Annotated in this window: 25 protein-coding genes and 1 other RNA gene; 17 read left to right on the top strand and 9 right to left on the bottom strand. The window is 63.6% G+C overall.

Annotated features, from left to right (window positions below):
- Window positions 1–133 precede the first annotated feature (133 nt).
- From AB1286_RS02385 to moaE, 3 genes are read left to right on the top strand one after another with little or no spacing between them, the layout of a single operon-like run.
- On the top strand, window positions 134–1,390 hold the full coding sequence (locus tag AB1286_RS02385) for a molybdopterin molybdotransferase MoeA (protein WP_430361752.1): 1,257 nt from the start codon (window positions 134–136) through the stop codon (window positions 1,388–1,390).
- Between the two features lie 37 nt (window positions 1,391–1,427).
- A complete protein-coding gene (moaD, locus tag AB1286_RS02380; RefSeq protein ID WP_430361751.1) occupies window positions 1,428–1,685 on the top strand; it encodes a molybdopterin converting factor subunit 1 in 258 nt (85 codons plus the stop codon).
- Window positions 1,686–1,702: 17 nt separating this feature from the next.
- Entirely contained in the window at window positions 1,703–2,194 is a 492-nt protein-coding gene (moaE, locus tag AB1286_RS02375; RefSeq protein WP_430361750.1) for a molybdopterin synthase catalytic subunit MoaE, read from the top strand.
- Between the two features lie 30 nt (window positions 2,195–2,224).
- Here the strand turns inward: moaE and AB1286_RS02370 are convergent, their stop codons facing one another.
- On the bottom strand, window positions 2,225–2,725 hold the full coding sequence (locus AB1286_RS02370; protein ID WP_430361749.1) for a group III truncated hemoglobin: 501 nt from the start codon (window positions 2,723–2,725) through the stop codon (window positions 2,225–2,227).
- A gap of 239 nt (window positions 2,726–2,964) precedes the next feature.
- On the opposite strand from AB1286_RS02370, the gene AB1286_RS02365 reads away from it, so the two are divergent.
- From AB1286_RS02365 to AB1286_RS02350, 4 genes are all read left to right on the top strand, one after another.
- Window positions 2,965–3,456, top strand: coding sequence for an Rrf2 family transcriptional regulator (locus AB1286_RS02365; protein WP_430361748.1), 492 nt, complete (start codon window positions 2,965–2,967; stop codon window positions 3,454–3,456).
- Window positions 3,457–3,559: 103 nt separating this feature from the next.
- Window positions 3,560–6,157, top strand: a complete 2,598-nt coding sequence (clpB, locus tag AB1286_RS02360) for an ATP-dependent chaperone ClpB (RefSeq protein ID WP_430361747.1) — start codon at window positions 3,560–3,562, stop codon at window positions 6,155–6,157.
- Window positions 6,158–6,269: 112 nt separating this feature from the next.
- Window positions 6,270–6,737 carry a MerR family transcriptional regulator gene (locus AB1286_RS02355; RefSeq protein WP_430361746.1) on the top strand — a complete coding sequence of 156 codons (468 nt, stop codon included), beginning with the start codon at window positions 6,270–6,272 and terminating at the stop codon, window positions 6,735–6,737.
- Complete coding sequence (locus tag AB1286_RS02350; RefSeq protein WP_430361745.1) at window positions 6,680–7,096, top strand: carboxymuconolactone decarboxylase family protein; 417 nt, start codon at window positions 6,680–6,682, stop codon at window positions 7,094–7,096. Before AB1286_RS02355 ends, AB1286_RS02350 begins: the two co-directional genes overlap by 58 nt.
- 6 nt (window positions 7,097–7,102) lie before the next feature.
- Here the strand turns inward: AB1286_RS02350 and AB1286_RS02345 are convergent, their stop codons facing one another.
- The 6 genes from AB1286_RS02345 to trxA form a co-directional block, all read right to left on the bottom strand.
- Window positions 7,103–8,467 (bottom strand): MATE family efflux transporter, encoded by a 1,365-nt coding sequence (locus AB1286_RS02345; protein WP_430361744.1) that lies wholly within the window; start codon window positions 8,465–8,467, stop codon window positions 7,103–7,105.
- A gap of 8 nt (window positions 8,468–8,475) precedes the next feature.
- The gene (locus AB1286_RS02340) at window positions 8,476–10,236 is read right to left on the bottom strand and encodes an ArnT family glycosyltransferase (protein ID WP_430361743.1); all 1,761 of its coding nucleotides are present in this window, start codon (window positions 10,234–10,236) and stop codon (window positions 8,476–8,478) included.
- A gap of 237 nt (window positions 10,237–10,473) precedes the next feature.
- Window positions 10,474–10,737 carry a type B 50S ribosomal protein L31 gene (locus tag AB1286_RS02335; RefSeq protein WP_430361742.1) on the bottom strand — a complete coding sequence of 88 codons (264 nt, stop codon included), beginning with the start codon at window positions 10,735–10,737 and terminating at the stop codon, window positions 10,474–10,476.
- A 221-nt stretch (window positions 10,738–10,958) separates the two neighbouring features.
- Complete coding sequence (locus AB1286_RS02330; RefSeq protein WP_430361741.1) at window positions 10,959–11,798, bottom strand: M90 family metallopeptidase; 840 nt, start codon at window positions 11,796–11,798, stop codon at window positions 10,959–10,961.
- Between the two features lie 59 nt (window positions 11,799–11,857).
- Window positions 11,858–13,120, bottom strand: coding sequence for a transcription termination factor Rho (gene rho, locus AB1286_RS02325; protein ID WP_116136381.1), 1,263 nt, complete (start codon window positions 13,118–13,120; stop codon window positions 11,858–11,860).
- A gap of 186 nt (window positions 13,121–13,306) precedes the next feature.
- Window positions 13,307–13,633 (bottom strand): thioredoxin TrxA, encoded by a 327-nt coding sequence (gene trxA, locus AB1286_RS02320; protein ID WP_102647006.1) that lies wholly within the window; start codon window positions 13,631–13,633, stop codon window positions 13,307–13,309.
- 363 nt (window positions 13,634–13,996) lie between these two features.
- On the opposite strand from trxA, the gene ffs reads away from it, so the two are divergent.
- From ffs to AB1286_RS02295, 5 genes are all read left to right on the top strand, one after another.
- Window positions 13,997–14,095, top strand: an RNA gene (gene ffs, locus AB1286_RS02315) — signal recognition particle sRNA small type.
- A 228-nt stretch (window positions 14,096–14,323) separates the two neighbouring features.
- On the top strand, window positions 14,324–16,792 hold the full coding sequence (locus AB1286_RS02310) for a DNA polymerase III subunit gamma/tau (RefSeq protein ID WP_430361740.1): 2,469 nt from the start codon (window positions 14,324–14,326) through the stop codon (window positions 16,790–16,792).
- A gap of 118 nt (window positions 16,793–16,910) precedes the next feature.
- Complete coding sequence (locus AB1286_RS02305; RefSeq protein WP_102646965.1) at window positions 16,911–17,237, top strand: YbaB/EbfC family nucleoid-associated protein; 327 nt, start codon at window positions 16,911–16,913, stop codon at window positions 17,235–17,237.
- Window positions 17,238–17,276: 39 nt separating this feature from the next.
- Entirely contained in the window at window positions 17,277–17,873 is a 597-nt protein-coding gene (gene recR / locus AB1286_RS02300; RefSeq protein ID WP_430361739.1) for a recombination mediator RecR, read from the top strand.
- Window positions 17,874–17,916: 43 nt separating this feature from the next.
- Window positions 17,917–19,122 carry a CaiB/BaiF CoA transferase family protein gene (locus AB1286_RS02295; RefSeq protein ID WP_430361738.1) on the top strand — a complete coding sequence of 402 codons (1,206 nt, stop codon included), beginning with the start codon at window positions 17,917–17,919 and terminating at the stop codon, window positions 19,120–19,122.
- Between the two features lie 75 nt (window positions 19,123–19,197).
- Here the strand turns inward: AB1286_RS02295 and AB1286_RS02290 are convergent, their stop codons facing one another.
- On the bottom strand, window positions 19,198–20,172 hold the full coding sequence (locus AB1286_RS02290) for an NADPH:quinone oxidoreductase family protein (RefSeq protein WP_430361737.1): 975 nt from the start codon (window positions 20,170–20,172) through the stop codon (window positions 19,198–19,200).
- 203 nt (window positions 20,173–20,375) lie between these two features.
- On the opposite strand from AB1286_RS02290, the gene surE reads away from it, so the two are divergent.
- The 5 genes from surE to AB1286_RS02265 are packed head-to-tail and all read left to right on the top strand — an operon-like array spanning window position 20,376 to window position 24,889.
- The gene (gene surE / locus AB1286_RS02285; protein WP_430361736.1) at window positions 20,376–21,134 is read left to right on the top strand and encodes a 5'/3'-nucleotidase SurE; all 759 of its coding nucleotides are present in this window, start codon (window positions 20,376–20,378) and stop codon (window positions 21,132–21,134) included.
- Window positions 21,131–21,979 (top strand): protein-L-isoaspartate(D-aspartate) O-methyltransferase, encoded by an 849-nt coding sequence (locus AB1286_RS02280; RefSeq protein WP_430361735.1) that lies wholly within the window; start codon window positions 21,131–21,133, stop codon window positions 21,977–21,979. The genes surE and AB1286_RS02280 overlap by 4 nt, the downstream gene beginning before the upstream one ends.
- A gap of 5 nt (window positions 21,980–21,984) precedes the next feature.
- A complete protein-coding gene (locus AB1286_RS02275; protein ID WP_430361734.1) occupies window positions 21,985–22,950 on the top strand; it encodes a peptidoglycan DD-metalloendopeptidase family protein in 966 nt (321 codons plus the stop codon).
- Between the two features lie 11 nt (window positions 22,951–22,961).
- Window positions 22,962–24,059, top strand: coding sequence for an RNA polymerase sigma factor RpoS (gene rpoS / locus AB1286_RS02270; RefSeq protein ID WP_430361733.1), 1,098 nt, complete (start codon window positions 22,962–22,964; stop codon window positions 24,057–24,059).
- Between the two features lie 26 nt (window positions 24,060–24,085).
- Entirely contained in the window at window positions 24,086–24,889 is an 804-nt protein-coding gene (locus AB1286_RS02265; RefSeq protein ID WP_430361732.1) for a 3'-5' exonuclease, read from the top strand.
- A 24-nt stretch (window positions 24,890–24,913) separates the two neighbouring features.
- Here AB1286_RS02265 and AB1286_RS02260 read toward each other — a convergent pair whose 3' ends face one another.
- Entirely contained in the window at window positions 24,914–25,768 is an 855-nt protein-coding gene (locus tag AB1286_RS02260; RefSeq protein ID WP_430361731.1) for an endonuclease/exonuclease/phosphatase family protein, read from the bottom strand.
- Between the last annotated feature and the right edge of the window lie 30 nt (window positions 25,769–25,798).

Below are 25,798 nucleotides of genomic sequence, written 5' to 3'. Positions count from 1 at the left end.
GGCGAAGGGCGCTTTACGTTTCCCATCAAGACGGCAGGCGAGTTGCGCCCACGCGCAGCTTGCCGCTAGTCCTATGTCCGATCGGCCGACGCCTCGCTACAATGGGAGTTTTCGCAGCGAGAATCGCTTGCCGATGTCCACGCCATCTCCATTGACGCCCCGCGCGCCGCTTCTGTCGACGGCCGAAGCACTCGCCACGTTGCTTGCCGCAGCCGCACCCATCGCCGAAACCGAATCGGTCGCGACGCTCGCTGCGCTCGACCGGGTGCTTAGCGCCGACGTCGTATCGGCACTCGACGTGCCGCCCACGCACACCAGCATGATGGACGGCTACGCGGTGCGGATCGCCGATCTATTGCAAGGCGACCGCCGGCTGCCCGTTTCTCAACGCGTGCCCGCCGGACATCGCCCCGAGCCGCTGGCCGCCGGTACGGCCGCGCGCATCTTCACGGGGGCGCCGATTCCGCCCGGTGCGGATGCGGTCGTCATGCAAGAACAAACGGAAACGGACGGCGACGCCGTCGCGATTTTGCATACGCCGAAGGCGGGCGAGTGGATCACCGCACAAGGCGCGGATATTCGCCGCGGGGCCGTCATTTTGCCGGCCGGCACTCGGCTTTCGCCGCAAGCGCTCGGGTTGGCGGCTTCCATCGGAGCGGCACGGCTCGAACTCACGCGGCGCCTGCGCGTTGCGGTGTTCTTCACGGGCGATGAGCTGACTATGCCGGGCGAGCCCTTGCAGCCGGGCGGCATTTACAACTCGAACCGCTTCACGCTACGGGCGCTGCTGGCGCGCCTGAACTGCGACGTGACCGATCTCGGCATCGTCCCCGACCGTTTCGATGCCACCTGCGATGCGCTTGCCGCGGCGGCGCGCGAGCATGACCTGATCTTGACGTCCGGCGGCGTGTCCGTGGGCGAGGAAGACCATGTGAAGCCCGCTGTGGAGTCGCAGGGCCGGCTCGCGTTATGGCAAATCGCGATGAAACCGGGCAAGCCCCTAGCATTCGGCGCCGTGCGCCGCGACGCGGCGTCGCCCCGAGGCGGAGAGGCCCATTTCATCGGCTTGCCGGGCAACCCCGTTTCGAGCTTCGTCACGTTCTTGCTTTTCGTGCGGCCGTTTTTGTTGCGTCTGTCGGGCGTACGCGACGTCGAGCCCCGCGCCATCTCGCTGCGCGCCGATTTCACGCAAGCGAAGGCCGATCGGCGTAACGAATTCCTGCGTGCCCGCATTAATGGCGCGGGAGGGCTCGATGTGTTCCCGAATCAAAGCTCCGCGGTGTTGACTTCGACCGTTTGGGGAGACGGCTTGATCGACAATCCGCCGAATCACGCGATCAGCGCCGGCGAGACGGTGCGTTTTCTTCCATTCTCCGAATTGCTAGGCTGACGGGGTGCGCCTGCGGGCGCCGAAACGGTAATCCAATATGAAGATCGAGCTTAAGTATTTTGCGAGCGTGCGCGAGGCGGTCGGCCTCGCCGGGGAAGCGGTGACGGTGCCGGAAGGCATTGCCACCGTCGGCGACGTCCGGGCATGGCTGCGTACGCGCGGGGGCGCATGGTCCGAAGCGCTCGCGGAGGGCCGCGCCCTGCGTATGGCTTGCAACCACACGATGACGGATGCCGGCGCACGGCTCACCGACGGGTGCGAAGTGGCGTTTTTCCCACCCGTCACAGGCGGCTGAGGATCGGGAGCCAGCAAATGACTGTTCGCGTGCAAACGGAAGACTTCGACCTGTCGACCGAAATCGCGGCGCTACGTGCCGAGAATCCCAAAATCGGTGCCGTGGTGGCGTTCGTCGGGACCGTCCGCGATTTGAGCGAAGGCGAAAACGTCGAGGCGATGGAGCTCGAGCATTATCCGGGCATGACCGAAAAAGCGCTCGATGGCATCGAGCAGGAAGCGAAACGGCGCTGGCCGGGCTCCGAGGTGCTGATCGTGCACCGCGTGGGCAAACTTTTCCCGCGCGACCAGATCGTGTTGGCGGCAGCGACGTCTGCGCACCGACAAGACGCATTCGACGCCTGCTCGTTCGTGATGGACTATTTGAAGACCCAGGCGCCGTTTTGGAAGAAAGAGACGACGCCGAACGGCGCGCGCTGGGTGGACGCCCGTGTGGCCGACGATGCCGCGCTCGCCCGCTGGGGGATTGCGGGGGCCAATGCGGCCTCGGATGACACGCCGCCGGGCTGACGCCCGTCGGTCGCCCGTATCGCCACGCGATCAGCCCTCGCGCCCCGGTTGTTCATGCGACAAATCGTCGCGTGGACGCTTCGGGGCGATGCGATCGAGCAGCGCCTGCTGCTCGGGCGGAATCGCATAATCCCAGCCGAAACGGCTCAACTGCAAGCTTTGCGCAATTCTGAGCGCAGGTTCCATGAAACGCACGGCGGCCGCCGGTTCGTAGCGGTCGCACACCGTATCGAGAAACAAACGCAGCCAACGGCTGAAATGTTGCGGTTCGATGCCCTCTAGGGGCTGGTGCGCTTGTTGGACGTTGCCGCGATAGCGCTTATCGCCCAGTACGAGGCTGCCCCAGAACAGGCACATCTTCGGCAAGTGCTCGTCCCACCGGCCTTCCAATACCGCGTCGAATACCGGTCCCAGCAGCGCATCGGCACGCACGCGATCATAGAACGCATACACCAGTTCGCGGATGTTCTCAGCGGTGGGTTCGCCGTGACGCGCGAGGGGCCTTGCTACGGGCGCGTCGTTCGAATTCATGGAGGGCGGCATCTAAGTACGAAAGTCCAAAGCGGTTTTTGATCTAATCCCCCGCAAACCGCGTGCAAAGCACGCTAAATTATTGGGAAAGCGCCGAGCGCACATGATATTACCTGCGCGGCCAATGCATGTTATGGTCAAGCCGCCGCCCATACAACCCTTCGCGCGGTGAGGTTTTGCCGCGGGGCGCACTGCGTCCCGCCGCTTTCGCCGCGCGCCAATCGAGCCGTTGCCTGCCGATGAGACTCACCGACTACACCGATTACGCGTTGCGCGTGCTGCTGTTCTTGGCCGTGCGCGACGAGGGCCTAACGACGATCCACGACATTTCGGACGCCTACGGCATTTCCAAGAACCATCTGATGAAGGTCGTTCAGCGGCTTGGCGAACTGGGCTGGATCGAGACCGTGCGAGGACGGCACGGCGGCCTGCGACTCAATGCGCGCTCGTTGAGCTTGACGATCGGCGAGGTGGTGCGCGGAACCGAGAACGATTTTGCGCTGGTTGGTTGTTTTCCGCGCGAAGGTGCCGAGCCGCGCCGCTGCGTCATCGAGCCGCAGTGCCGTCTCAAGCATGTATTCGAAGCGGCGCGCGGCGCGTTCCTTGCGGAACTCGATCGATACACGTTGGGCGAGCTCGCGGGCCCGGCGGCGCCGCTCGCCGAGCTGCTCGGTTTGCCCGCCGTCGGGAGTGTGAACACCCGGCCCGTGGTGCCGATTGCGGCGACTTAGGACGGGTTCAACGCATAAACCTGGCACGGCGAAGCAAAAATAGCGCTTGAAACCCGCCGAGAGCACCTCATTTTGGTGATAGTCAAAAATTGGAGGTCTCTTCATGAGAATCGACAAGCTCACCACCAAATTCCAAGAAGCGCTCGCCGATGCCCAAAGCCTCGCCGTGGGTCGGGGCCAGCAGTACATCGAACCGCTTCACGTCCTGGCCGCGCTCGTGGCGCAGCAAGACGGCTCCGCGCGCTCGCTGCTTTCGCGTGCCGGCGTGCATGTGCAGGCCCTGCAAACCGCGTTGAACGAGGCGATCGGGCGCCTGCCGCAGGTGCAGGGCACCGACGGCAACGTGCAGATCAGCCGCGAGCTGAACGGCTTGCTCAATCAGGCCGACAAGGAAGCCCAGCAACTCAACGATACGTTCATCGCGAGCGAAATGTTCTTGCTCGCCGTGGCCGACGACAAGGGCGAAGCGGGGCGGCTCGCGCGTCAGTACGGTCTCACCCGTAAGTCGCTCGAGGCGGCGATCGCGGCTGTCCGCGGCGGTGCGCAGGTGCACAGCGCCGACGCCGAGAGCCAACGAGAAGCGCTGAAGAAGTACACGATCGACCTGACCGAACGCGCGCGGGCCGGCAAGCTCGACCCCGTCATCGGCCGCGACGACGAAATTCGTCGTTCGATCCAAATCTTGCAGCGCCGCACGAAGAACAATCCTGTGCTGATCGGCGAACCCGGTGTCGGTAAGACGGCGATCGTCGAGGGCTTGGCGCAACGCATCGTGAATGGCGAGGTGCCCGAGTCGCTCAAGAGCAAGCGCGTGTTGTCGCTCGACATGGCTGGGTTGCTCGCGGGTGCCAAGTATCGCGGCGAGTTCGAGGAACGCCTAAAGGCTGTCTTGCAAGACATCGCGCGCGACGAAGGCCAGACGATCGTTTTCATCGACGAAATCCACACGATGGTGGGCGCGGGCAAGGCCGAAGGCGCGATGGATGCCGGCAACATGCTTAAGCCCGCGCTTGCGCGCGGCGAGCTGCATTGCATCGGCGCGACGACGCTCGACGAGTATCGCAAATACATCGAAAAGGATGCGGCACTCGAGCGGCGCTTTCAGAAGGTGCTCGTCGACGAGCCGTCGGTAGAAGCCACCATCGCCATCTTGCGCGGGCTGCAAGAAAAGTACGAGCTGCACCATGGCGTCGAGATTACCGATCCGGCGATCGTCGCCGCGGCGGAGCTTTCGCATCGCTATATTACAGACCGTTTTCTGCCCGATAAGGCAATCGATCTGATCGACGAGGCCGCCTCGAAGATCAAGATGGAGATCGATTCGAAGCCCGAGGAAATGGACCGGCTCGATCGCCGCTTGATCCAGTTGAAGATCGAACGCGAGGCCGTGAAGAAGGAGAAGGATGAGGCGTCGCAAAAGCGGCTGCAACTGATCGAGGAGGAAATCGAGCGGCTCAATCGCGAGTATTCCGATCTGGAGGAAATCTGGATGGCCGAGAAGGCGGCCGTGCAGGGCAGTGCGCAGCTGAAGGAAGAGATCGAAAAGACGCGCGCCGAGATCGTACGCTTGCAGCGCGAAGGGAAGCTCGAGAAGGTGGCCGAGCTCCAGTACGGCAAGCTGCCCGAACTCGAGGCGCGCTTAAAGCAAGTGACGCAAGCCGAAGCGAAGGAGCAGAACAATCCGACGCAACCGCGTCTGCTGCGCACGCAGGTCGGTGCGGAAGAGATCGCCGAAGTGGTCTCCCGCGCAACGGGGATCCCCGTTGCGCGAATGATGCAAGGCGAGCGCGAGAAGCTGCTTCAGATCGAAGCGAAGTTGCATGAGCGCGTGGTTGGACAAGACGAAGCGATCGTGGCCGTGGCCGATGCGATCCGTCGCTCGCGCGCCGGGTTGGCCGATCCGAACCGGCCTTACGGCTCGTTCTTGTTCCTTGGGCCGACCGGCGTCGGTAAGACCGAGTTGTGCAAAGCGCTGGCCTCGTTCCTGTTCGATTCCGAGGAGCACCTCATTCGGATCGACATGAGCGAGTTCATGGAAAAGCATAGCGTCGCGCGGCTGATCGGCGCGCCGCCGGGCTATATCGGCTACGAGGAAGGTGGTTATCTGACGGAAGCGGTGCGCCGCAAGCCGTACAGCGTGATCTTGCTCGACGAAATCGAGAAGGCCCATCCCGATGTCTTCAACGTGCTGCTGCAAGTGCTCGACGATGGCCGTATGACCGATGGCCAGGGACGTACCGTCGACTTCAAGAACACGGTGATCGTCATGACGTCGAACCTCGGTTCGCAAATGATTCAATCGATGGCCGACGAACCGCAGGAAGCCGTGCGCGACGCCGTGTGGGGAGAGGTCAAGCTGCATTTCCGACCCGAGTTCTTGAACCGGATCGACGAGGTCGTGGTGTTCCATTCGCTCGATCGCAACAATATCGAGTCGATCGCGAAGATCCAATTGCAGCGTTTGCACGAGCGTCTCGCGAAGCTCGACATGCAGCTCGTGGTGTCGGATGCGGCGCTCGAGCAGATTGCGAAGGTGGGCTACGATCCGCTGTTCGGCGCGCGGCCGCTCAAACGGGCGATTCAGCAAGAGATCGAGAATCCGGTCGCCAAGCTTATTCTTGCGGGTCGCTTCGGGCCCAAGGACGTCATTCCCGTCGAAGTGGAAGGCGGCAAATTGGTGTTCGAGCGCGTGGTGCATTAACGGCGCGATAGTCGTCTAGTCATGGCCGAGCGTTCACGCGCTCGGCCATTTTTTTTGCTTTGCGAAGGCGCTTGACTTAGAGTGCGCTCGAAGTCTTAACGTTGAGGTCGTCATGTCGGAAGCACTCACAATCGGTCGAATGGCTGAAACACTAGGTGTTTCGACCCACACGCTGCGGTACTACGAACAAGCGGGGTTGATTCGAGCTGTGTCTCGCTCAGGGGCGGGGCACCGGCTCTATTCTCCGGTCGACATCGAATGGTTGCGCTTGGTGATGCGGCTCAAGGCCACGGGGATGCCGATCGCTCGTATGCAGGCGATCGCGGAACTGAGAGCCCAAGGCCCCTCGACCGCTTACGAGCGGCGCGCGTTACTGCTCGAGCATCGCGATGCGGTGCAAGAGGAGTTGCGCCAGTGGCAGGCCAATCTAGCCGCGATCGAGCAGAAGATCCGCGACTACGATGCGATGCTGATCGACATGACGGATGACAAGCCCAACCCTCAACCGTCAAAGGAACAAGCATGGCAATCGACACGAACGCAAACAACGACCGCTACGCACGTGGATGGGAAAAGCTGAAAGAGGTCGACGGCGAAGTCGGCGAGCGGGTGGTCGCGTCGCTGGCCGAAATCGCGCCGGATTTCGGGCGGCTTTTGATCGAATTCGGCTTTGGCGACATCTATAGCCGCCCGGGGCTCGACCTGAAGTCACGCGAGATTGCGACGATCGCCGCGCTCGCTGCCCTCGGCAATGCGCAACCGCAATTGAAAGTGCATATCGAAGGGGCGCTCAACGTAGGCTGCACCCGCGAGGAGATCGTCGAAGTGTTCATGCAGATGGCCCTGTATGCAGGGTTCCCCGCTGCGTTGAACGCACTGTTCGCGGCGCGCGAGGTGTTCGCCGCGCGCGACGCGGCTACGGCTGCTGCCGCCGCCTAAGCCGCGTTAGGGCGCCGCCGGTGCTTCGCGTATCCGGCGTGCGCTGATCGCGCGCAAATGGGCGAATAAACCGGCGCCGGCCATGGCTAGGCTGGCTGCGCTCGCGGCCCAGAAGCCGCGCGCGCCCGTGAGCCAGGGCGGAATAGCGCCGCTCACGTCGAAGCCCAGCGCGTAGCCGCCGCCGAGCCCAACGCCCCACAGCGCGAACGCATAGATGACGGTCGGTACGACCGCGACCTTATAGGCTCGTAGCACGAACGCCGTTACCGTCTGGAACGTGTCGAAGATGTGATAGACGAGCATGATCGGCAGCAAAGGCATGGCGGCCGCGACGACCGCCGCGTTGGTCGTATAGCCCGCCAAAATCGCCGGCCTGAAGACGAAGGCGAGAATCGCGTAGGCGAGCCCGATCGAGCAGGCCATGACGATACCGTGCCGCGCCAACGTGCGAGCCTCCTCATACCGATGCGCGCCGAGCGCTTGGGCGACCAGCGTCGACGTCGCGATACCGATCGACATCGGCGTCATATAAAGCACCGCGCCGAGGTTGCCCGTGATCTGGTGACCGGCGAGCGTCGTCGTGCCGAAGCGCGCGATGAACAGCGCCATGAACGTGTACGAGGTGACTTCGATCAAATACGAGAGTCCCATCGGTACGCCGAGCTTGAGCAGGGCGATCTGGCGCTTGCGCTCGGGCCAACAGAAATGCTTGAAGATCTCGAATTGCTCGAAGATGTCGAGCTTGGCGAGCAACGTCAGGCCGATGGCAGCGAACGAGTAGTTGATCACCGTGCTGGCGAGCGCGCAGCCCGGACCGCCTAGCGCCGGCACGCCGAAACCGCCGAAGATGAACCACAGGTTGAGCGGAATCTTGAGCAGCAGCGCGGCGACTTGCAGGATCATGACGAGCCGTGGCTTGCCGATTCCATTCGCAAGGGACGTATAGACGCGGAAGACGAGGCTCGCGGGCAATCCGAACGCGGCGATACGAAGATACGTTTCGGTGCGCTCGTGCAGCGCGGGCGGCACTTTCGAGATGGCCAGCAACGGCCCGGGGAAAAACATGACGACAAACCCGAGCACGGCGAGGGCCGCCGACAGCCAGAGCCCCTGGCGCACTTCCTCGCCGATTTCCGTGTAACGCCGCGCGCCGAACAGTTGGGCGGTGATCGGTTGCATGGCGAGCACGACGCCTGTGAGGCCGACGAACACCGAGACGTAGACCGAAGAGCCGAGCCCGAGCGCCGCCAAATCGACGGCGGAATACCGGCCCACCATCACCGTGTCCATGACGCCGAAGGCGATCACGGCCAATTGGCCGATCAAGACCGGCCAGGCGAGGGCGGCGATTTTACGGATATCGGCAAACATGGGAGACGCTAGGAGCGACGTTGGCGGATAGTGTGTCGATGCCGCTCGACTTTGGGCGCGGGCCGATCGACGCGCACGTAAAGGCGGAACAGCTCGTCTCGGTCTGCCGCGCGCCGGCCTTCCCACACGAGCTTCCAAGCGTAATTGAGCATCGGGCTGGGCGCGCTGAAGTCGGCGGTATCTTGCCGGAGCAGTACGTCGCAGTCCTGATTGAACGAGAACTGCATATCGGCGAAATAGGCGAACGAGGCGAGTTGTGCATCACCAAGCCGAACAGGGGAGATGCAGGTGTAGTCGTCGGGGAGATGCTCGGCGATTTGCAGCGCGACGTCTCGATAGGTCCGGCTGTAGTTCACCATGGGCAGCCATAGCGTCATCAGTAGTACCCACATGAGCGTCGTCCCGGCGCTGGATAGGACGACGCTGCGCCAGAGCACCTTGGGGTGCCGCGCGATGCGCCAGCGCACGAGCGCGAGCCAGCAAACCGTTGCCGCGATCGCGCAGGCGAGCGACAGCACGTTGAATTGAGGGACGAAGCCCGGGACGAGCCGGGCAAGATTGTGCGCAAGCGGATGCGGAAAGCCGGTTTGCGCCGCGAGCCAGACGAGCCAAACGAAGATGCCGAGAATCGAAAAACTGAGCACGGCAAACCAGTCGATTGCATTGATCGCGCCGCGCTTGAGCGTCGGCAGCGCGAAGGCGGCCAGCGTCGCCAGCGGCGGGAGCAGCAAGATATAAAGCCGATTCGTTTGATGGCTTTGCAGTACCGCGAGCACGATCAGCGGCAATGCGACCGACACGGGGATCGCCACGTGCGGTTTGCGGCGCAACCCGCCCCAACTGACCCAGGCCCAAAGGGCCAGCGGCCATGCGGGCCAAGTGAACAACGGCAGGTTCTTGAACGCGTAGAGCCAGACGTGGCCCGGCGGAGCCGAAAACCGGTTGATGCTGCCGTTGATCCATTGCTCGACGAACCACCGCGCATCGTCGGGGTACGCGTGCAAGATGACGAGCGGCCACGCTAGCGAGAGCGCAACGGCGAGCGGGAGGCCGACGACGAGCAGCCAAACGGAACGCAGCTCGCGCACCGCCACGATCATGGCCAGCGTGCTGAGGAGCAATGCGATCACGAGTAACGGATTGCCCGATAGCGCCAGCATCCCGAGGGCCAACGCCCACCATAGCGCGCCCTGCAACGGCTTGTCGGCACCGCGCACGAGCGCATAGACGAGCATGGCGACGGCCATGAATTGCGAGAGCTGCGGGGTGGACTCGTGTCCGCGCTCGGCGAGTCCGAAGCATGCGACGAGAATCAGGAGGGCGCCGTCGGCCAACGTGCGGCCGTAATCGCGCGGCTCGGGTTCGCCGCCGAACGCATACTTGAACGGCTGAACTTCTGCTCGCCGGCCGAGCAGATACGCCGCATACCAGACAAACGCGCACGTCGCGCAAAACAGCAAGCCCGTAGCGAGGCGCGACGCGTTGGAGGCATCGACCCAGGGCGCGAGCGCGCGGATCGAAATGGCGCCGAACCAGTATCCGAGCGGTCCGTCATCGGTGATGAACTTGCCGACAAGATTCGGCAACAGCCAATCGTGCGCATTGCCGCCGGCCATCGTCCACATCACGCCGAAGCCCGCCGCGTCCTCGTTTTTCCAAGGATCGCGGCCGAACAGGCCGAACGCCGCGTAGACGATGCAAAGCGTAAGCAGCAGCCAGCGCGGAAGCGCGCGCGTGGCGGATGCGGTAAGGCGAACGACGGGTCTCATGCAGGCTGCGGGTCTCGGACGGCGGTTGTCATGCTTATAGGGCGGGCGGCAGGGCGCGCGCGATCCGGCATTGTAGTCGCGCGCCGCCGCGCCCGCCATGCGACGCGACGGATCTGTTCCTTCGCACCAACGAAAATGGGCAGCGTTAGGCTGCCCATGTCGTAAAAAAGGGCAGCATATTGCTGCCCTTTTGTTCGGTCCGGCGTGAGGGCCGGGCGCATTGCTTGGCGCGTGGACTTACTTCGCTGCCTTGCCGGCTGCGCGCGCGCCGAACTTCTTGTTGAACTTCTCGACGCGGCCTGCCGTGTCCATGATCTTTTGCTGACCCGTGTAGAACGGGTGCGATTCCGACGAAACTTCGATCTTGGCGAGCGGGTAGGTCTTGCCGTTGTGCTCGACCGTTTCGCGCGTTTGAATCGTCGAGCGCGTCACGAACATGAAGCCGTTCGACAGGTCGTGGAAAACGACTTCGCGGTAATTGGGGTGAATGCCTTCTTTCATGATATTTCCTTTAGTCTGGCGGTAGCCAACCCACGCTGCATGGCCGCGCGAATCTGCTCCAGCGGAGCGAGCGTACGGCATGCCGAAGGCGCGAGCCACTTGCCTAAGGTCGAAAAACGGAGATTATGCCAGAAAATCAGGCGGTTGACGAATTATTCGTGCGCTAAAAGCGAGAGGCGCGGCCGCTCGATCAGGCGTTGGTTTCACCGGCCCGGCTAGGGCTAGCGGGTATCGGTATCGACGAGAACGCCTTTGCGCGCGGGATCTTGACGGTAGTAGCGCGCCAGAAGGCGGTAGAGCTCCGGGTATTGCTGCTCGAATGCCTGCGGCTGCACGAAAAGCGCCTCGCTACAGACGGCGAAGAACTCCGAGGGATGATCCGCCGCGTAGGGATCGATCAGCGATTCGCGCTCGAAGCGCGCCCAGCGGCGGCGCGGGACGTTATCGACGAAGGCGCAAAAGCGATCGTAGGCATGATCGAATACGTCGGCCCAGGTTTGCGCATCGAGTGGGGCGTGCCAACGCCGGAATAGAGGCGGGTGGCCGTCCGTTTCGCCCGTCAGCATGTCGATTTTGTGCGCGAATTCGTGGATGACGACGTTATACGCGTCTTGACCGTCGGTCAGTTGCGCATCTTCCCACGAGAGAATGACCGGGCCGCCTTCCCATGCTTCGCCGCTCGCGTCGTGCTCCACTTCGTGCACGACGCCGTCTTCGTCCTCGACGGTCTTGCGAATGACGAACTCTCCCGGATAGACGGTGATGCCCACCCAGCCGCGATACAAATCGAGGCTGAGATTGAGCACCGGGAGGCAGGCTTGCACGGCGATGCCGACCATCATCTTGTCGGTTAGCTCAAGCTCGTGCGTGGTCGAAAATTGCTTTTGAGCGATGAACAGACTCGTCATCTCGCGTAATCGGACGAGATCGCCGGCGTCGAGATAGCCGAGAAAAGGCAAGCCCTGTAGCGTTGCCTGCCACAGCGCATCTTCGATGGCGTGTTCGCGCAACGCGCGCTCGCGGCGGCGCGTATCGAACCAGCGCGTGAGCTTCGAGAGCATCGGGGGAGAGAAGAGGGAGGGTTGCCGCCTTCGTCGTTCGACGAAGGCGGCGCGATGCCTTAGCCGCCGCGGCGCATCAAATCGAAGAACTCGGAATTGCTCTTCGTTTGGCGGATCTTGTCGAGCAAGAACTCCATCGCTTCGACTTCATCCATGTCATGGATGAATTTGCGCAACACCCAAATCTTTTGGAGGATTTCAGGCTTGATGAGCAATTCTTCGCGACGCGTGCCCGACTTGTTCAAATTGATCGACGGGTAGACGCGCTTTTCGGCGAGGCGACGCTCAAGGTGCACTTCCATGTTGCCTGTGCCCTTGAACTCTTCGTAGATCACGTCGTCCATGCGGCTGCCCGTTTCGATGAGCGCCGTGCCGATGATCGTGAGCGAGCCGCCTTCTTCGATGTTGCGCGCCGCGCCGAAGAAGCGCTTCGGACGTTGCAGCGCGTTCGCATCGACACCGCCCGTCAACACCTTGCCCGAAGCGGGAATCACCGTGTTGTAGGCGCGCGCGAGACGCGTGATCGAGTCGAGCAGAATGACGACGTCTTGCTTCATCTCGACGAGGCGCTTCGCCTTTTCGATGACCATCTCGGCCACTTGCACGTGGCGCGTTGCCGGTTCGTCGAACGTGGAGGCGATGACTTCGCCTGCCACCGAACGCTGCATTTCGGTCACTTCCTCGGGGCGTTCGTCGATCAACAGGACGAACAGCACGACATCGGGGTGGTTCTGCTTGATCGCGTGCGCGATGTGCTGAAGCATCACCGTCTTACCGGACTTCGGCGAAGCGACGAGCAGGCCGCGCTGACCTTTGCCGATCGGGGCGATCATATCGATGATCCGGCCCGTGACGTTTTCCTCGCCGCGCATCTCGCGCTCGAGCAAGAGCGGCTTGTTCGGATGCAGCGGCGTGAGGTTCTCGAACATGATCTTATGTTTCGAGGCCTCGGGCGGCTGTCCGTTGACCTTGTCGACCTTGACTAGTGCGAAGTAGCGTTCGCCGTCCTTCGGCGTGCGCACTTCGCCTTCGATCGTATCGCCCGTATGCAGATTGAAACGCCGGATTTGCGAGGGGCTGATATAGATGTCGTCCGTGCTCGCGAGGTAGGACATCTCGGGGGAGCGCAGGAAGCCGAAGCCGTCGGGCAGCACTTCGAGCGTGCCGTCGCCGAAAATGGTCTCGCCGGTTTTGGCGCGCTTCTTCAGGATGGCGAACATCAGCTCTTGCTTGCGCAAACGGTTCGCGCTTTCGATCTCGAGGCCGTTCGCCATCTCGATCAATTGAGACACGTGCAGAGACTTAAGCTCGGATAAATGCATACGGAAATCCCGCCGGGGAAGGTGCGACGAAAAGAAATGTGGGAGGAGAGTTGAGCGGAACCGCTCAGAGACTTATACGTCTTGAAGTCTTATGATTCTAGCATAGCACAGAGAACGTGCGGCTCTATCGGCCGCTATGCCGCACACCGGGCCTGTTGTCGTGTTGCAACAGGCCCGGCAGGCTCATCACAGATGGCTGTCGAGAAACGCGGTCAATTGCGACTTCGACAATGCGCCGACCTTCTGCGCCGCCACGGCTCCGTTCTTGAACAGGATCAGCGTGGGGATGCCGCGCACGCCGAACTTGGCCGGCGTCGATTGGTGCTCGTCGACGTTGATCTTGGCGATTTGAAGACGGTCGCCGTAATCCTTTGCAACTTCGTCGAGAATCGGGGCAATCATTTTGCACGGACCGCACCACTCGGCCCAGAAATCGAGAAGCACGGGCTTGTCGGATTTCACGACGTCCTGTTCGAACGATGCGTCGCTGATGTGCTTGATTTGTTCGCTCATGTAAAAGTACCTCTTCGGGTTCGAGGCCCGCGTCTGAAATTGCTCGCCACGATACACTAAAACCGGAAATCGTTCCGAGTGCGCATGGCCGCACGGGCATACCGGCATCGGACGCGGCGCCGGCTTCGTATAAAAAGCGCGTAAGGACGAGCCGTTCTACGAGGCTCGCGTGAATCGAATCGCGGGTCGCCTAGTTGTCATATTAGCCCAAATTGCTATGCGTCGTACGAAGCGATAGCCCCGGCACGCGCGCTTGCGCACGTGGTGCCGGGCAGGGGCCGCCCCTTCCGCGCACAAGTGCGGCGATGGTGCGGTGCGAAACAAATTGCGCGAATCGCCTGAACCGATGATAGAATGCGACGTGACGGGCCTCCTCGCATGGAGGGGCGGTCAACCTGGTCAGGTCGGGAACGAAGCAGCCACAGCCGTTTTCCACCAGTGCCGAGGGTCGGGCTCGTCACCTTCCGCTTTTCTCTTCTCTCGTTTCTCTCTCGCTGTTTCCCCTTCCGCTGTTTCGCATACGCTTGCCGTATCCGGCGTCGCGATCGCATTTCCCGCGCATTTCCCCTTATCGTCGCATTCGCCCCGTACTCGGACCCTGGGATTCGTGGCCCGCTCGTTGCGTGCTCTTGCGTCGCTTCGCACAGCGCAATCGCATTGGCGCCGCAGCGTTGCTGATACAATTTCGCGATGACCTATCAAGTTCTCGCACGCAAGTGGCGACCGAGGGATTTCGCTTCGCTCGTCGGACAAGAACACGTCGTGCGCGCGCTCACGCACGCGCTCGACGGTGCGCGTCTGCACCACGCCTATCTGTTCACCGGAACGCGAGGCGTCGGCAAGACCACGCTCTCTCGTATCTTTGCCAAAGCGCTCAATTGCGAAACCGGCATCACGGCGAAGCCGTGCGGCGTTTGCCGCGCGTGCCGCGAGATCGACGAAGGACGTTTCGTCGATTACGTCGAAATGGATGCGGCAAGCAATCGCGGCGTGGATGAAATGGCCGCGCTGCTCGAGCGCGCCGTTTATGCGCCCGTCGATGCGCGCTTCAAGGTCTATATGATCGACGAAGTGCACATGCTGACCAACCACGCCTTCAACGCGATGCTGAAGACGCTGGAGGAGCCGCCGCCGCATATCAAGTTCATCCTCGCGACGACCGATCCGCAAAAGATCCCCGTCACGGTGCTCTCGCGCTGCCTGCAATTCAATCTGAAGCAGATGCCGGCCGGCCATATCGTCGGGCATCTCGAAAAGATTCTCGAGGCCGAGCAGATCGTTTTCGAGCCGCAGGCCTTGCGTCTGCTTGCGCGGGCGGCGGAAGGCAGCATGCGCGACGCGCTGTCGCTGACCGATCAAGCGATCGCGTACTCGGCCAATCAGGTGACCGAGGAAGCCGTGCGCGGCATGCTCGGCGCACTCGATCAGAGTTATCTGATTCGTTTGCTCGATGCGATCGCCGCCTCCGACGGTCCGCTCGTGCTGTCGATCGCCGACGAAATGGCTTCGCGCAGCCTGTCGTTCTCCACGGCGTTGCAGGATTTGGCGAGTCTGTTGCATCGCGTGGCCTGGGCGCAGTTCGCGCCTGCGTCCGTGCTCGACGAATGGCCCGAGGCAAACGACTTGCGCCGATTCGCCGACGCGCTCACGCCCGAGCAAGTTCAGTTGTTCTATCAGATCGCCACGCTCGGGCGCGCCGAACTCGGTCTTGCCCCGGACGAGTACGCGGGCTTCACGATGACGTTGCTGCGCATGCTCGCGTTCGAGCCGGCGTTGCCGCCCGGGTCGGGGCCGGCCGGGCCGGCACCGAAACGCCCCGGTGGGCCGGGTGCGTCAGCGGGCCCGGCGGGAGCGCGCGGTGCGGCCGTTGTCGCTCAAGCAAATCGCGGCGCGGCTCAAAACGCGGCGGCGCCGCAGCCGGTTGCGGGCGAGACGCCGGTGCGCGCGCCTGCGCCGCAATCGGCGGCCTCGTCGCCCGAGGCGCCGAGCCGAGCCGGTTCAACCGATGCGGGAGAGGGCGCTGCGCCCGTCGCCGCGGTCGAACGCGATGACGGTGCGTCCACGGCCGCCGTTGCGTCGATGCCCGATCCGGCAAGTACGAACGAAGCGGCGGCGGTCACAGCCGACGCCGGCGACACGCGCGCGTTGCAAGCCGAGATCGACGCGTCGCCCGAGTTAGCCCCGACGGCGCCCCCGAATTCGCAGACGCAGCCCGCGACGGCTCGCGCGACGCCCGCTGCGCCCGAGGCGGCGCCGAGCGTGCCGCGAGCCGATGCCGGCGATCCTTTCGCCGAGTCGCAGGGCGAATCGCGCTCGCGTACGGGTGGCGCGAGCGCCGCTTTGGACGTCTTGCGCAATGCGGGCTTGCGCGTATCGACGGATCGCAATCGGCCGGCGGCCAAGCCCGCGGTGGCTGCTCCCGTCAAACCCGCGGCGCCTCGTACGCCGGTCGTCGTCCCGACGCCGCGTCCGCGCGCCCCGGAGGCCATGTCGCCTCGGCCCGAGCGATCGGCCGCTCCCGAGCGCAGCGCGGCCCCGGCCCCGTGGGACGATATGCCGCCGCTCGACGACTATCCGCCGCCGTCCTCGGAGGACGACTACTTCGCCGGGCCGCCCGACGATGGGTTTATCCCCGTCTTCGGCGCCGGACCGGACGACGTGCGGCTCGACGCGCGCTTCGATTCGCCGGCCGTACCCACGACGCCCGCCGTCGACCTCAGCAAGCTGCCGCCGTCTATTGCGCTCGACGCCGTCGGGTTCTCGGGCGATTGGCCGGCGCTAGCGGGTAGCCTCGGGCTGACGGGGGTCGCCCATCAGCTCGCGTTCAACAGCGAGTTGACCGAATTGGAGGGCCAAACGCTGTCGCTGAGCGTCCCGGTTCCGCAATACGCTGACGCCGCCCAGGTGGCCAAGCTCAAAGCCGCGTTGGCGGAAAAGCTCGGCACGGCCGTCGATGTCCGCGTCGTGGTCGGTCCGGCGCGCCGCACGGCGGCGGTATTGGACGCGGCCGCACGCGCGGAGCGCCAGCGCGAGGCCGAGCGCGCGATCGGTTCCGATCCTTTCGTTCAGTCGTTGATTCGCGAATTCGGTGCGAGTATCGTGCCGGGCTCGGTCAAGCCGGTGACGCCCGATTCCGAAGCGGGAGCGGGAGCACGCTAAGCGGCGAATGCAGCTGCGTAGCGCAACGAGCAGAATCGCTTTTTTCCATCATCCATTCGCGGCGCCGCCTTGATGCGAGCACCGCATGCAACGTCCACACGATCCAAGGAGCACATCCATGATGAAAGGCCAACTCGCCGGGCTCATGAAGCAAGCCCAGCAAATGCAGGAAAACATGAAGAAGATGCAAGAGCAGCTTGCGCTGATCGAGGTCGAAGGCCAGTCGGGTGCCGGGCTCGTGAAGGTGACGATGACTTGCAAGAACGACGTGCGCCGCGTCTCGATCGATCCGAGCCTGCTCGCCGACGACAAGGACATGCTCGAAGACCTCGTGGCCGCCGCGTTCAACGACGCGGTGCGCAAGGCCGAGGCGACGGCGCAAGAGAAGATGAGCGGCATGACGTCCGGTCTGCCGCTGCCGCCCGGATTCAAGCTGCCGTTTTAAGGAGGCGCTCGCGATCCGCTTGGCGAAGCTCACCGAGACATGAAACAGCCTTCCGCACTCGTCGCGCTCGTCGAAGCGCTGCGCACGCTGCCGGGCGTCGGACCGAAATCCGCGCAGCGTATGGCCTACCACTTGATGCAGCACGATCGGGAAGGCGCCGAGCGCCTAGGCCGTTCGCTGCTTTTCGCGACCGAGCATCTGCGTCATTGCGAAAAGTGCAACACGTTCACCGAAGCACGCGTATGCGACGTCTGTAGCGACGAGTCGCGCGATCCCACGTTGCTGTGCGTCGTCGAGACGCCGGCGGATCAGATCATGCTCGAGCAAACGATGACCTACCGCGGGCTGTACTTCGTCCTCATGGGGCGCTTGAGTCCGCTCGACGGTATCGGCCCGAAGGAAATTCACTTCGAGCGGCTCGTCAAACGCGCCTCGGACGGCGTGGTCAAGGAAGTGGTGCTCGCGACGAACTTTACGAACGAAGGCGAGGCGACGGCCCACTACCTGGCGCAGACGCTGAAAGCGCGCGAGTTGTCCGTGACGCGGCTTGCGCGCGGCGTTCCCGTGGGCGGCGAGCTCGAATACGTCGACGCCGGCACGATCGCGCGGGCGATGCTCGATCGGCGCTCGCTATAAATCGGACGTGGGCGCGCCCACGCTCTTGGAGGAGACGATACAGATGAGCCCATCGGCCGGCCCGCTTGCGGGCGTCAAGGTGCTCGAACTCGGTACGCTGATTGCGGGCCCATTCGCCTCGCGGCTGATGGGGGAGTTCGGCGCGGACGTCATCAAGATCGAAGATCCGAGCGGCGGCGATCCGCTGCGCAAATGGCGCATGCTTTACCCGGAGTCCGGCGGTACCTCGCTCTGGTGGGCGGTTCAGGCGCGCAACAAGAAGTCCGTGACGCTGAACTTGAAGGCGCCGGAGGGCAAGCGGATCTTGACGCAACTCGCGCGCGAAGCCGATATCGTCGTCGAAAACTTTCGACCGGGCCTGCTCGAAAAACTCGGCCTCGGCTACGACGTACTGAGTGCCGAGAATCCCGGCCTCGTCATGGTTCGTCTATCGGGTTACGGTCAGACCGGGCCGTATCGCGATCGGCCCGGGTTCGGCTCCATTGCGGAGGCGATGGGAGGCCTGCGCCACATCACCGGTTATCCCGATCTGCCGCCGCCGCGTATCGGTATCTCGATCGGCGATTCCATCGCCGCGCTGCACGCGGTGATCGGCGCGCTCATGGCGCTTCATCATCGGCAGGCGAACGGCGGGAAAGGGCAGATCGTCGACGTCGCGCTTTACGAGGCCGTCTTCAACATGATGGAAAGCATCGTGCCCGAATACGGCGTCTACGGCGCGGTGCGCGAGCGCACGGGCGCGTCGCTGCCGGGCATCGTCCCGTCGAACACTTACGCGTGCAAAGACGGCAGCATCGTCATCGGCGGCAACAGCGACCCAATCTTCAAACGGTTGATGGTGGCGATCGAACGCGCCGATCTCGCGAACGATCCGGCGCTCGCGCACAACGACGGCCGCGTGCCCCGTACGCGTGAGATCGACGATGCGATCTCCGCGTGGCTGGCCGGACGTACGATCGACGAAGCGCTCGATGTCTTGAACGCGGCCGACGTGCCGGTCGGCCGCATCTATAGTGCCGCCGATATGTTCACCGATCCGCAGTTCGCGGCGCGCAAGATGATCGAGCATTTCAAGTGGCAAGATGGGCTCGATATCGCATTGCCGAACGTAACGCCGAAGTTTTCGGATACGCCGGGCGGCACTCGCTGGCTCGGACCGTCACTCGGCGAGCATACGGATGAGGTGCTGGCTGCCCTCGGCTACGATGCCGCCGCGATCGCCGACCTGCGCGCACGCAAGATCGTCTAGCGCCGAAATCGGCGCTTCGAGGGGCGAATGCCGCGTCGGCGTATGCCGAGCGGCCGATAGTCTGAGCGCAACGGTTCAGGGCGTGATGACGATCTTGCCTGTCACGCGCCGCTGCGCCATGTCCGCCAATGCGCGCGGCGTATCTTCCAGCGCATAGCGTGCGCTCACGTGTGGGCGCAGCTTTCCCTCGCGCAGCCAGCGCAATAGCGTCTCGAAAGCCTGCGCATTGCGCGCCGGTTCGCGCGCCGCGAATTCTCCCCAAAACACGCCGACGATGCTCGCCCCCTTCAACAAGGGCAGATTCAACGGCAGCTTCGGTATCTCGCCGCCGGCGAAGCCCACGACGAGATACCGGCCGCGCCAGGCGATGCTCCGAAACGCCGGCTCGGCGAACGAGCCGCCGACCGGATCGTAGATGACATCGGGTCCGCGGCCGTCCGTCAGCGCGGCGATTCGTTCGCGAAGATTCTCGGTGTCGTAGCGAATCGTGGCATCGGCGCCGTGCTCGCGCGCGACGGCGAGCTTTTCGTCGCTGGAGGCGGCCGCGATCACGCGCGCGCCGAGCGCTTTCCCGATTTCCACCGCGGCGAGCCCGACGCCGCCGGCGGCGCCGAGCACGAGCATGGTTTCGCCGGCGCGTAGCGCGCCGCGGTCCACCACGGCATGGTGCGAGGTTCCGTAGGCGAGCGTGAACGCGGCCGCCGCGGCAAAGTCCGCAGGCTCGGGTAGCGGCACGCACGCCTCGGCGGACGCGAGCGCTTGCTCGGCGAATCCGCCCACGCGCGTAAAGGCGGCCACGGGCATCCCGATGCGCACGTTCGACACGCCGTCGCCCACCGCGCGCACGATGCCCGCGACCTCCGAGCCCGGCGTGAACGGCAGCGGCGGTTTGAATTGATACTTGTTCTCGATGACGAGCACGTCCGGGAAATTGACGCTCGCTGCTTTAACGTCGATGACGACCTCGCCGGGGCCCGGCTGCAAATCGGGCAACGTATCGACGACGAGCGTGTCGGGTGGTCCGTACTGATGGCATCGGATGGCGCGCATGGGCATTTCCTCGAGCGAATGGACGGGGCCTCTCAACGCGGTGCGAAATGACGACTCCAACGGTTGGTTTCGCGCGCGCTGCCGGGGCGCCGATGCAGTGTAGATCAAGTCGAACGACCGTGCCTTTTTTCGGAAGAACGTTTCGATGTCGATAGGCTCGCTTGGGCATTCAGACGCCAGCGCTCCTCGGTTACAATCGGCGGATGCGAATCCTACTGAGCAACGACGACGGTTATCTCGCGCCCGGTCTTGCGGCGCTCTATCACGCTCTCAAGCCGCTTGGCGAGGTGACGGTGATGGCGCCGGAGCAAAATTGCAGCGGCGCATCCAATTCGCTGACGCTATCGCGTCCGCTATCGGTCTGGCGATCGGCCAACGGGTTCTACTACGTGAACGGTACGCCCACCGACTCGGTGCACATTGCCTTGACGGGGATGCTCGACGACAAGCCCGATCTCGTCGTCTCGGGCATCAACAATGGCCAAAATGTGGGCGAGGACACCCTGTACTCGGGCACGGTCGCGGCCGCGACGGAAGGGGTGATGTTCGGCGTGCCGGCGATTGCGTTCTCGCTTGTCGAGAAAGACTGGGCCCATCTGGAAGATGCGGCGCGCGTCGCGGCCGACATCGTCCGTCACTTTCTGGCGCACCCGTTGCCGACCCATCCGCTGCTGAACGTCAACATTCCGAATGCGCCGTACGAGGCGCTCGGCGAATGGGAGGTCACGCGGCTCGGCAAGCGTCACCCATCGCAGCCCGTCATTCGGCAAACCGATCCGCGGGGAGAGCCCATTTACTGGATCGGACCGTCGGGTGCCGCGCTCGACGCGAGCGAGGGTACCGATTTCCATGCGCTCGCGAACGGCCGGGTGTCGATCACGCCGCTCCAGCTCGATTTGACTCATACCCAAATGATGGCGGCCACGCGCGAATGGGCGCGTGCCGCGCGTCGCGATTCATGACGAGCGAACGGGCCAAGCGTTTTCCGCTCGGGCTTGCCGATCTCGAGCGCAAGCCGCGTGCGGCGGCGGATACCCGCGAGCGCACGCGCCCACGCGAGCCGCTTGCGCCGCGCGAGAATGCAGCGCGCCGGCCTGACACGCAGGCGTCGTACGCCGCCGACAAAATCGGCGCACCCAACGTGCCGCTCGCGAGTTCGTTCGCGCTGACGTCGGAACGGGTGCGCGAACGCATGGTCGAACGGCTCAGAGCAAACGGTATTGCCGACGCTCGGGTGCTCGACGCATTGGCGGCCGTTCCGCGCCATATGTTCGTCGACCCGGGGCTCGCGGTGCAGGCGTACGAGGATGCGGCGCTGCCGATCGGCCATCACCAGACGATTTCGAAGCCGTCCGTCGTGGCGCGCATGCTGGAGCTGGCTTGCGCCGGCCGCGCGCTCGATCGTGTGCTCGAAATCGGAACGGGTTGCGGTTATCAGGCGGCGGTATTGAGCCGTGTCGCCAAAGACGTCTATTCGATCGAACGAATCAAGCCGCTTTACGAGCGTGCGAAGCTCAACCTGCGGCCGCTGCGGGTGCCGAACATTCGCCTGCACTATGGCGACGGGCGCGTGGGTTTGTCCGCCGCCGCGCCGTTCGATGCGATCGTGATCGCGGCCGCGGGGCTCGATGTGCCGCAGGCCCTGCTCGAGCAACTGGCGGTCGGCGGTAGGCTCGTCGCGCCGGTCGGCTCGCAAAGTGCTCAGGCCCAGGTGCTGACGCTCATCGAGCGCATATCCGCCAGCCAGTGGCGGGAGTCTCGTCTTGATCGCGTTTTCTTTGTCCCTTTAAAATCCGGAGTGATTTGACACCGATGTTTACGTTGCGCGCGATGCAAACAAACAACGAACAGCCTCGGCTGACCGCCGTTCAGCGCGTCGTCTGTGTGCTTGCCCTCACAACGCTCGCCGCGTGCGCCACGCGGCTCGATCAAGCGCCTGTCGTCGATCGCTCGAGCGCACTTGCCACGAGCGGCGCGCCGGCGGTTGCGCAAGGCGCATCGCAGCCGGCCGTGCCGCTCGGTCCGCCGCCGCCCGGTTACTACCGCGTGAAGCCCGGCGATACGCTCTACCGCATCGCACTCGAGAACGGTCAGAACTATCGCGATATCGCTGCTTGGAACAACCTGGCGAATCCGAATCAGATCGAAGTCGACCAATTGCTGCGCGTCGCGCCCCCGGGTGCGAACGTAGCCGCAATCACGCCCGGCGTCGCAACCGCACCTGTGACCACCGGGGGCGCGGTCACAGGCGCACCGCTGACGCCATCCTCGTCGGCCAGCGCCGCCGGGGCAGCGAGCGCGAACGCGGCCGTGCCGCCGGTCTACGGTACGGGTCCCGGCGCGACGGCAACGACGATTCCGCCGCAACCGGCTGCCGGCGCATCGTCGGCCAGCTCGCCGATGGCCGACGGGAACGTCAACTTCTCGTGGCCGGTACGCGGCCCGGTCCTCAACGCGTTCGACGACTCGACGAACAAAGGCCTGAATATCGGCGGAAGCGTGGGCGAAGCGGTCAAAGCGTCCGCGGCAGGACGTGTTGTCTACGCAGGAAATGGGCTGCGCGGCTACGGCAATCTCATTATCATCAAACACAACGCAACGTATCTCACCGCCTATGCACACAACCGCACTTTGATGGTAAAAGAGGGGGATGCGGTGACGAAGGGGCAGGAGATCGCCCAGATGGGCAACACCGATTCCGACCGCGTGATGCTGCACTTTGAGATCCGCCGACAGGGCAAACCTGTCGATCCGATGAAATACTTGCCGCCGCAATAAGCGATACGACCATGCCGACATCGAAGCGCCGCAAGCAGCAAGCCGAAACGGACACGCTCAGCCGCGTTACGCACGAGTTGGTGCACGACGCGGGCGCTTCGACGAACGAGCCCGAGGAGGACCCCGCCGACTCCGAAACCGAGTTGGAGCAGGAAAGCTCCTCGGAGCAAGCCGAGGAGGGCGGCGAGGAACGCGAGGGGTCGACCGAATCCGGCCCGGATCCCGACGATTTCCGAGCCTTGCTGCAAGCCGAGCTGACCGCCGACACGATTCAGCATTACCTAAATCGCATCAGCGTGAAGCCCCTCCTGACGGTGGAAGAGGAGCAACGCTACTCGCGACTGGCTAAGGCGGGCGAGTTCGAGGCTCGGCAGGTCATGATCGAGCGCAATCTGCGGCTCGTGGTCAGCATCGCCAAGGGCTATCTGAATCGCGGCGTGCCGCTGCTCGATCTGATCGAGGAAGGCAACCTCGGGCTGATGCATGCGATCGAGAAATTCGATCCGACGCGCGGCTTCCGCTTTTCGACCTACGCGACCTGGTGGATACGCCAGAGTATCGAGCGGGCGATCATGAATCAGGCGCGTACGGTCCGGCTGCCTGTGCACGTGATCCGCGAGCTCAATCAGGTATTGCGCGCGAAGCGGCACCTCGAGAAGAATTCGATGAATTCGGGTGAGCCGGCCGAGCGGCGCGATGCCAGCATCGACGACATCGCCTACTTGACGGGCAAGACGACCGACGAGGTCACGGATATTTTGGCGTTGAACGAGCATACGGCCTCGCTCGACGCACCGCTCGACCTCGATCCGGCTAGCTCTTTGCTCGATTTGCTCTCCGACGATCAAAGCCAGTCCCCCGATGCCGAAGTGCAGCATCGCGAGTTGGAAACGCTTACACGCGCATGGCTCTCGCGGCTGTCCGATAAGCATCGTCATGTGATCGAGCGGCGCTTCGGGCTCAATCACATCGAACCCGCGACGCTCGAGGAATTGGCCGACGAAATGGGTCTCACGCGCGAACGCGTGCGACAGATTCAGCAAGAAGCGCTCGTGCGCTTGAAGCGCTTTTTCGCGTCGAACGGCGTGCGCAAAGACGCAGTGCTGTAGGCGCGGGCGCGGTACTTTAGATATTCATGATTCCGATTCTCGTTTTCGACATCGAGACGATTCCCGATGTCGCCGGCATTCGCCGTCTCGACGATTTGCCCGATTCGATGAGCGACGCCGATGTCGCCGAACACGCATTCGCCGCGCGCCGGGAAAAAACCGGCAGCGATTTCCTCCCGCACTACCTCCAGCGCGTGGCCGCGATCTCCTGCGTGTTCCGCGACCGGGCGGGTTTGCGTGTGCGCTCGCTCGGCACCGTCGAGGACGGCGAGGGCGCGCTCATTCAGTCGTTTTATCGCGTCATCGAAAAGTACACGCCGCAATTGGTCTCGTGGAACGGCGGCGGGTTCGATTTGCCCGTTTTGCATTACCGCGCACTGGTGCACGGCATCCCGGCCTCGCGCTATTGGGATCTTGGCGAGGACGATCGCGACTTCAAGTGGAATAACTACATTAGCCGCTATCACTCGCGGCACACCGACTTGATGGACGTGCTCGCGATGTATCAAGCGAGAGCCAATGCGCCGCTCGATTCCCTGGCCAAGCTATGCGGTTTTCCGGGCAAGCTCGGCATGGATGGCGGCCAGGTCTGGAACGCGTTCCGCGAAGGGCGTATCGACGAGATTCGTAACTACTGCGAAACGGACGTCGTCAACACCTACTTGCTTTACTGCCGATTCCAATTGATGCGTGGTGCATTCTCGCCGGACGAATACGCCGACGAAATCGCCTTCGTCAAACAATCGCTTACGCAAGAGAGCGCGCCTCACTGGGGCGAATACCTCGCAGCGTTTTCCGAGCCGGCTATCGCGTCCGCAACGCTGCGCTGAAAACGTTTTTGCGCGGCACTCGAGTCAATCGATTTCCACGACGATCGGCTGGTGGTCGGAAGCCTGGGTCTTGCCGTCGATCTCGCAGCTTCGCAGCCGAGCGCGGATGTCCTCGGTCACGAACACGAAGTCGCACGTGATCGGCCCGTCGCTCCACTGCGCTGTGTCGTAGACGCCGGCCGTCAGCGGCGGCGTCGCCCTGGGGTGCAGTGCGGTCCAGGCGTCGACGAAGCCGGGGGCGCCCGCCAATGGCGCGATGAACGCCTGATACGCCTGCGAGCCGTACTCGCTGTTGAAGTCCCCGCATACGATTGCGCTGACGGGGCGCGAGGTTGCGGCGAACGGGCCCATCGCATTTTCGGCCGGCGCCGGATGCGCGGCGTGGTCGGCGGCCTCGCGTTGTAGACGTCGCAATTCGTCGACCTGCGCCAGACGCTGCTTCAGCGAATAAAATTCGAGATGAGTAACGAGAATTCGTAGCGGACCTTGGTCAGCGACGACGACGGCCTCGAGCGCGACGCGTTGCATCGAGGGGGCGGCGGCATCGGCCGGCCAAGGCAGCGAATGACGGATGACCTGCAAGACAGGCAGGCGGGTGGCGATGGCGTTGCCGAATTGACGGCGCCTTGGCGAGCCGTCGAGCGACGGGAGATCGGCGCCGACGGCGTCGAGAACGGCGAATCCCGGTAGCGCTTGGGCGATTTCCTCGAACTGATCGGGGCCGGGGCCGCCCGGCAAGACGCCGAAGCCGCGCGTGATTTCCTGCATGCAGAGGATGTCGAAATCGGCGAGGTGCCGGGCTTCGTCGATTGTTCGGCCGAGATCGACGCGGCCTAGCGCGTCGCGCCCCCATTGCACGTTCCAACTCACGAGTTTCACGATCGCCTCCGTCCGCTTGCGCTGTTCGTC

This window comes from Trinickia sp. NRRL B-1857 (genome assembly GCF_050470685.1).
Lineage (GTDB): Bacteria > Pseudomonadota > Gammaproteobacteria > Burkholderiales > Burkholderiaceae > Trinickia.
The sequence above is the reverse complement of the archived record's forward strand: the minus strand, read 5'-3'. Positions and strand labels throughout refer to the sequence as shown.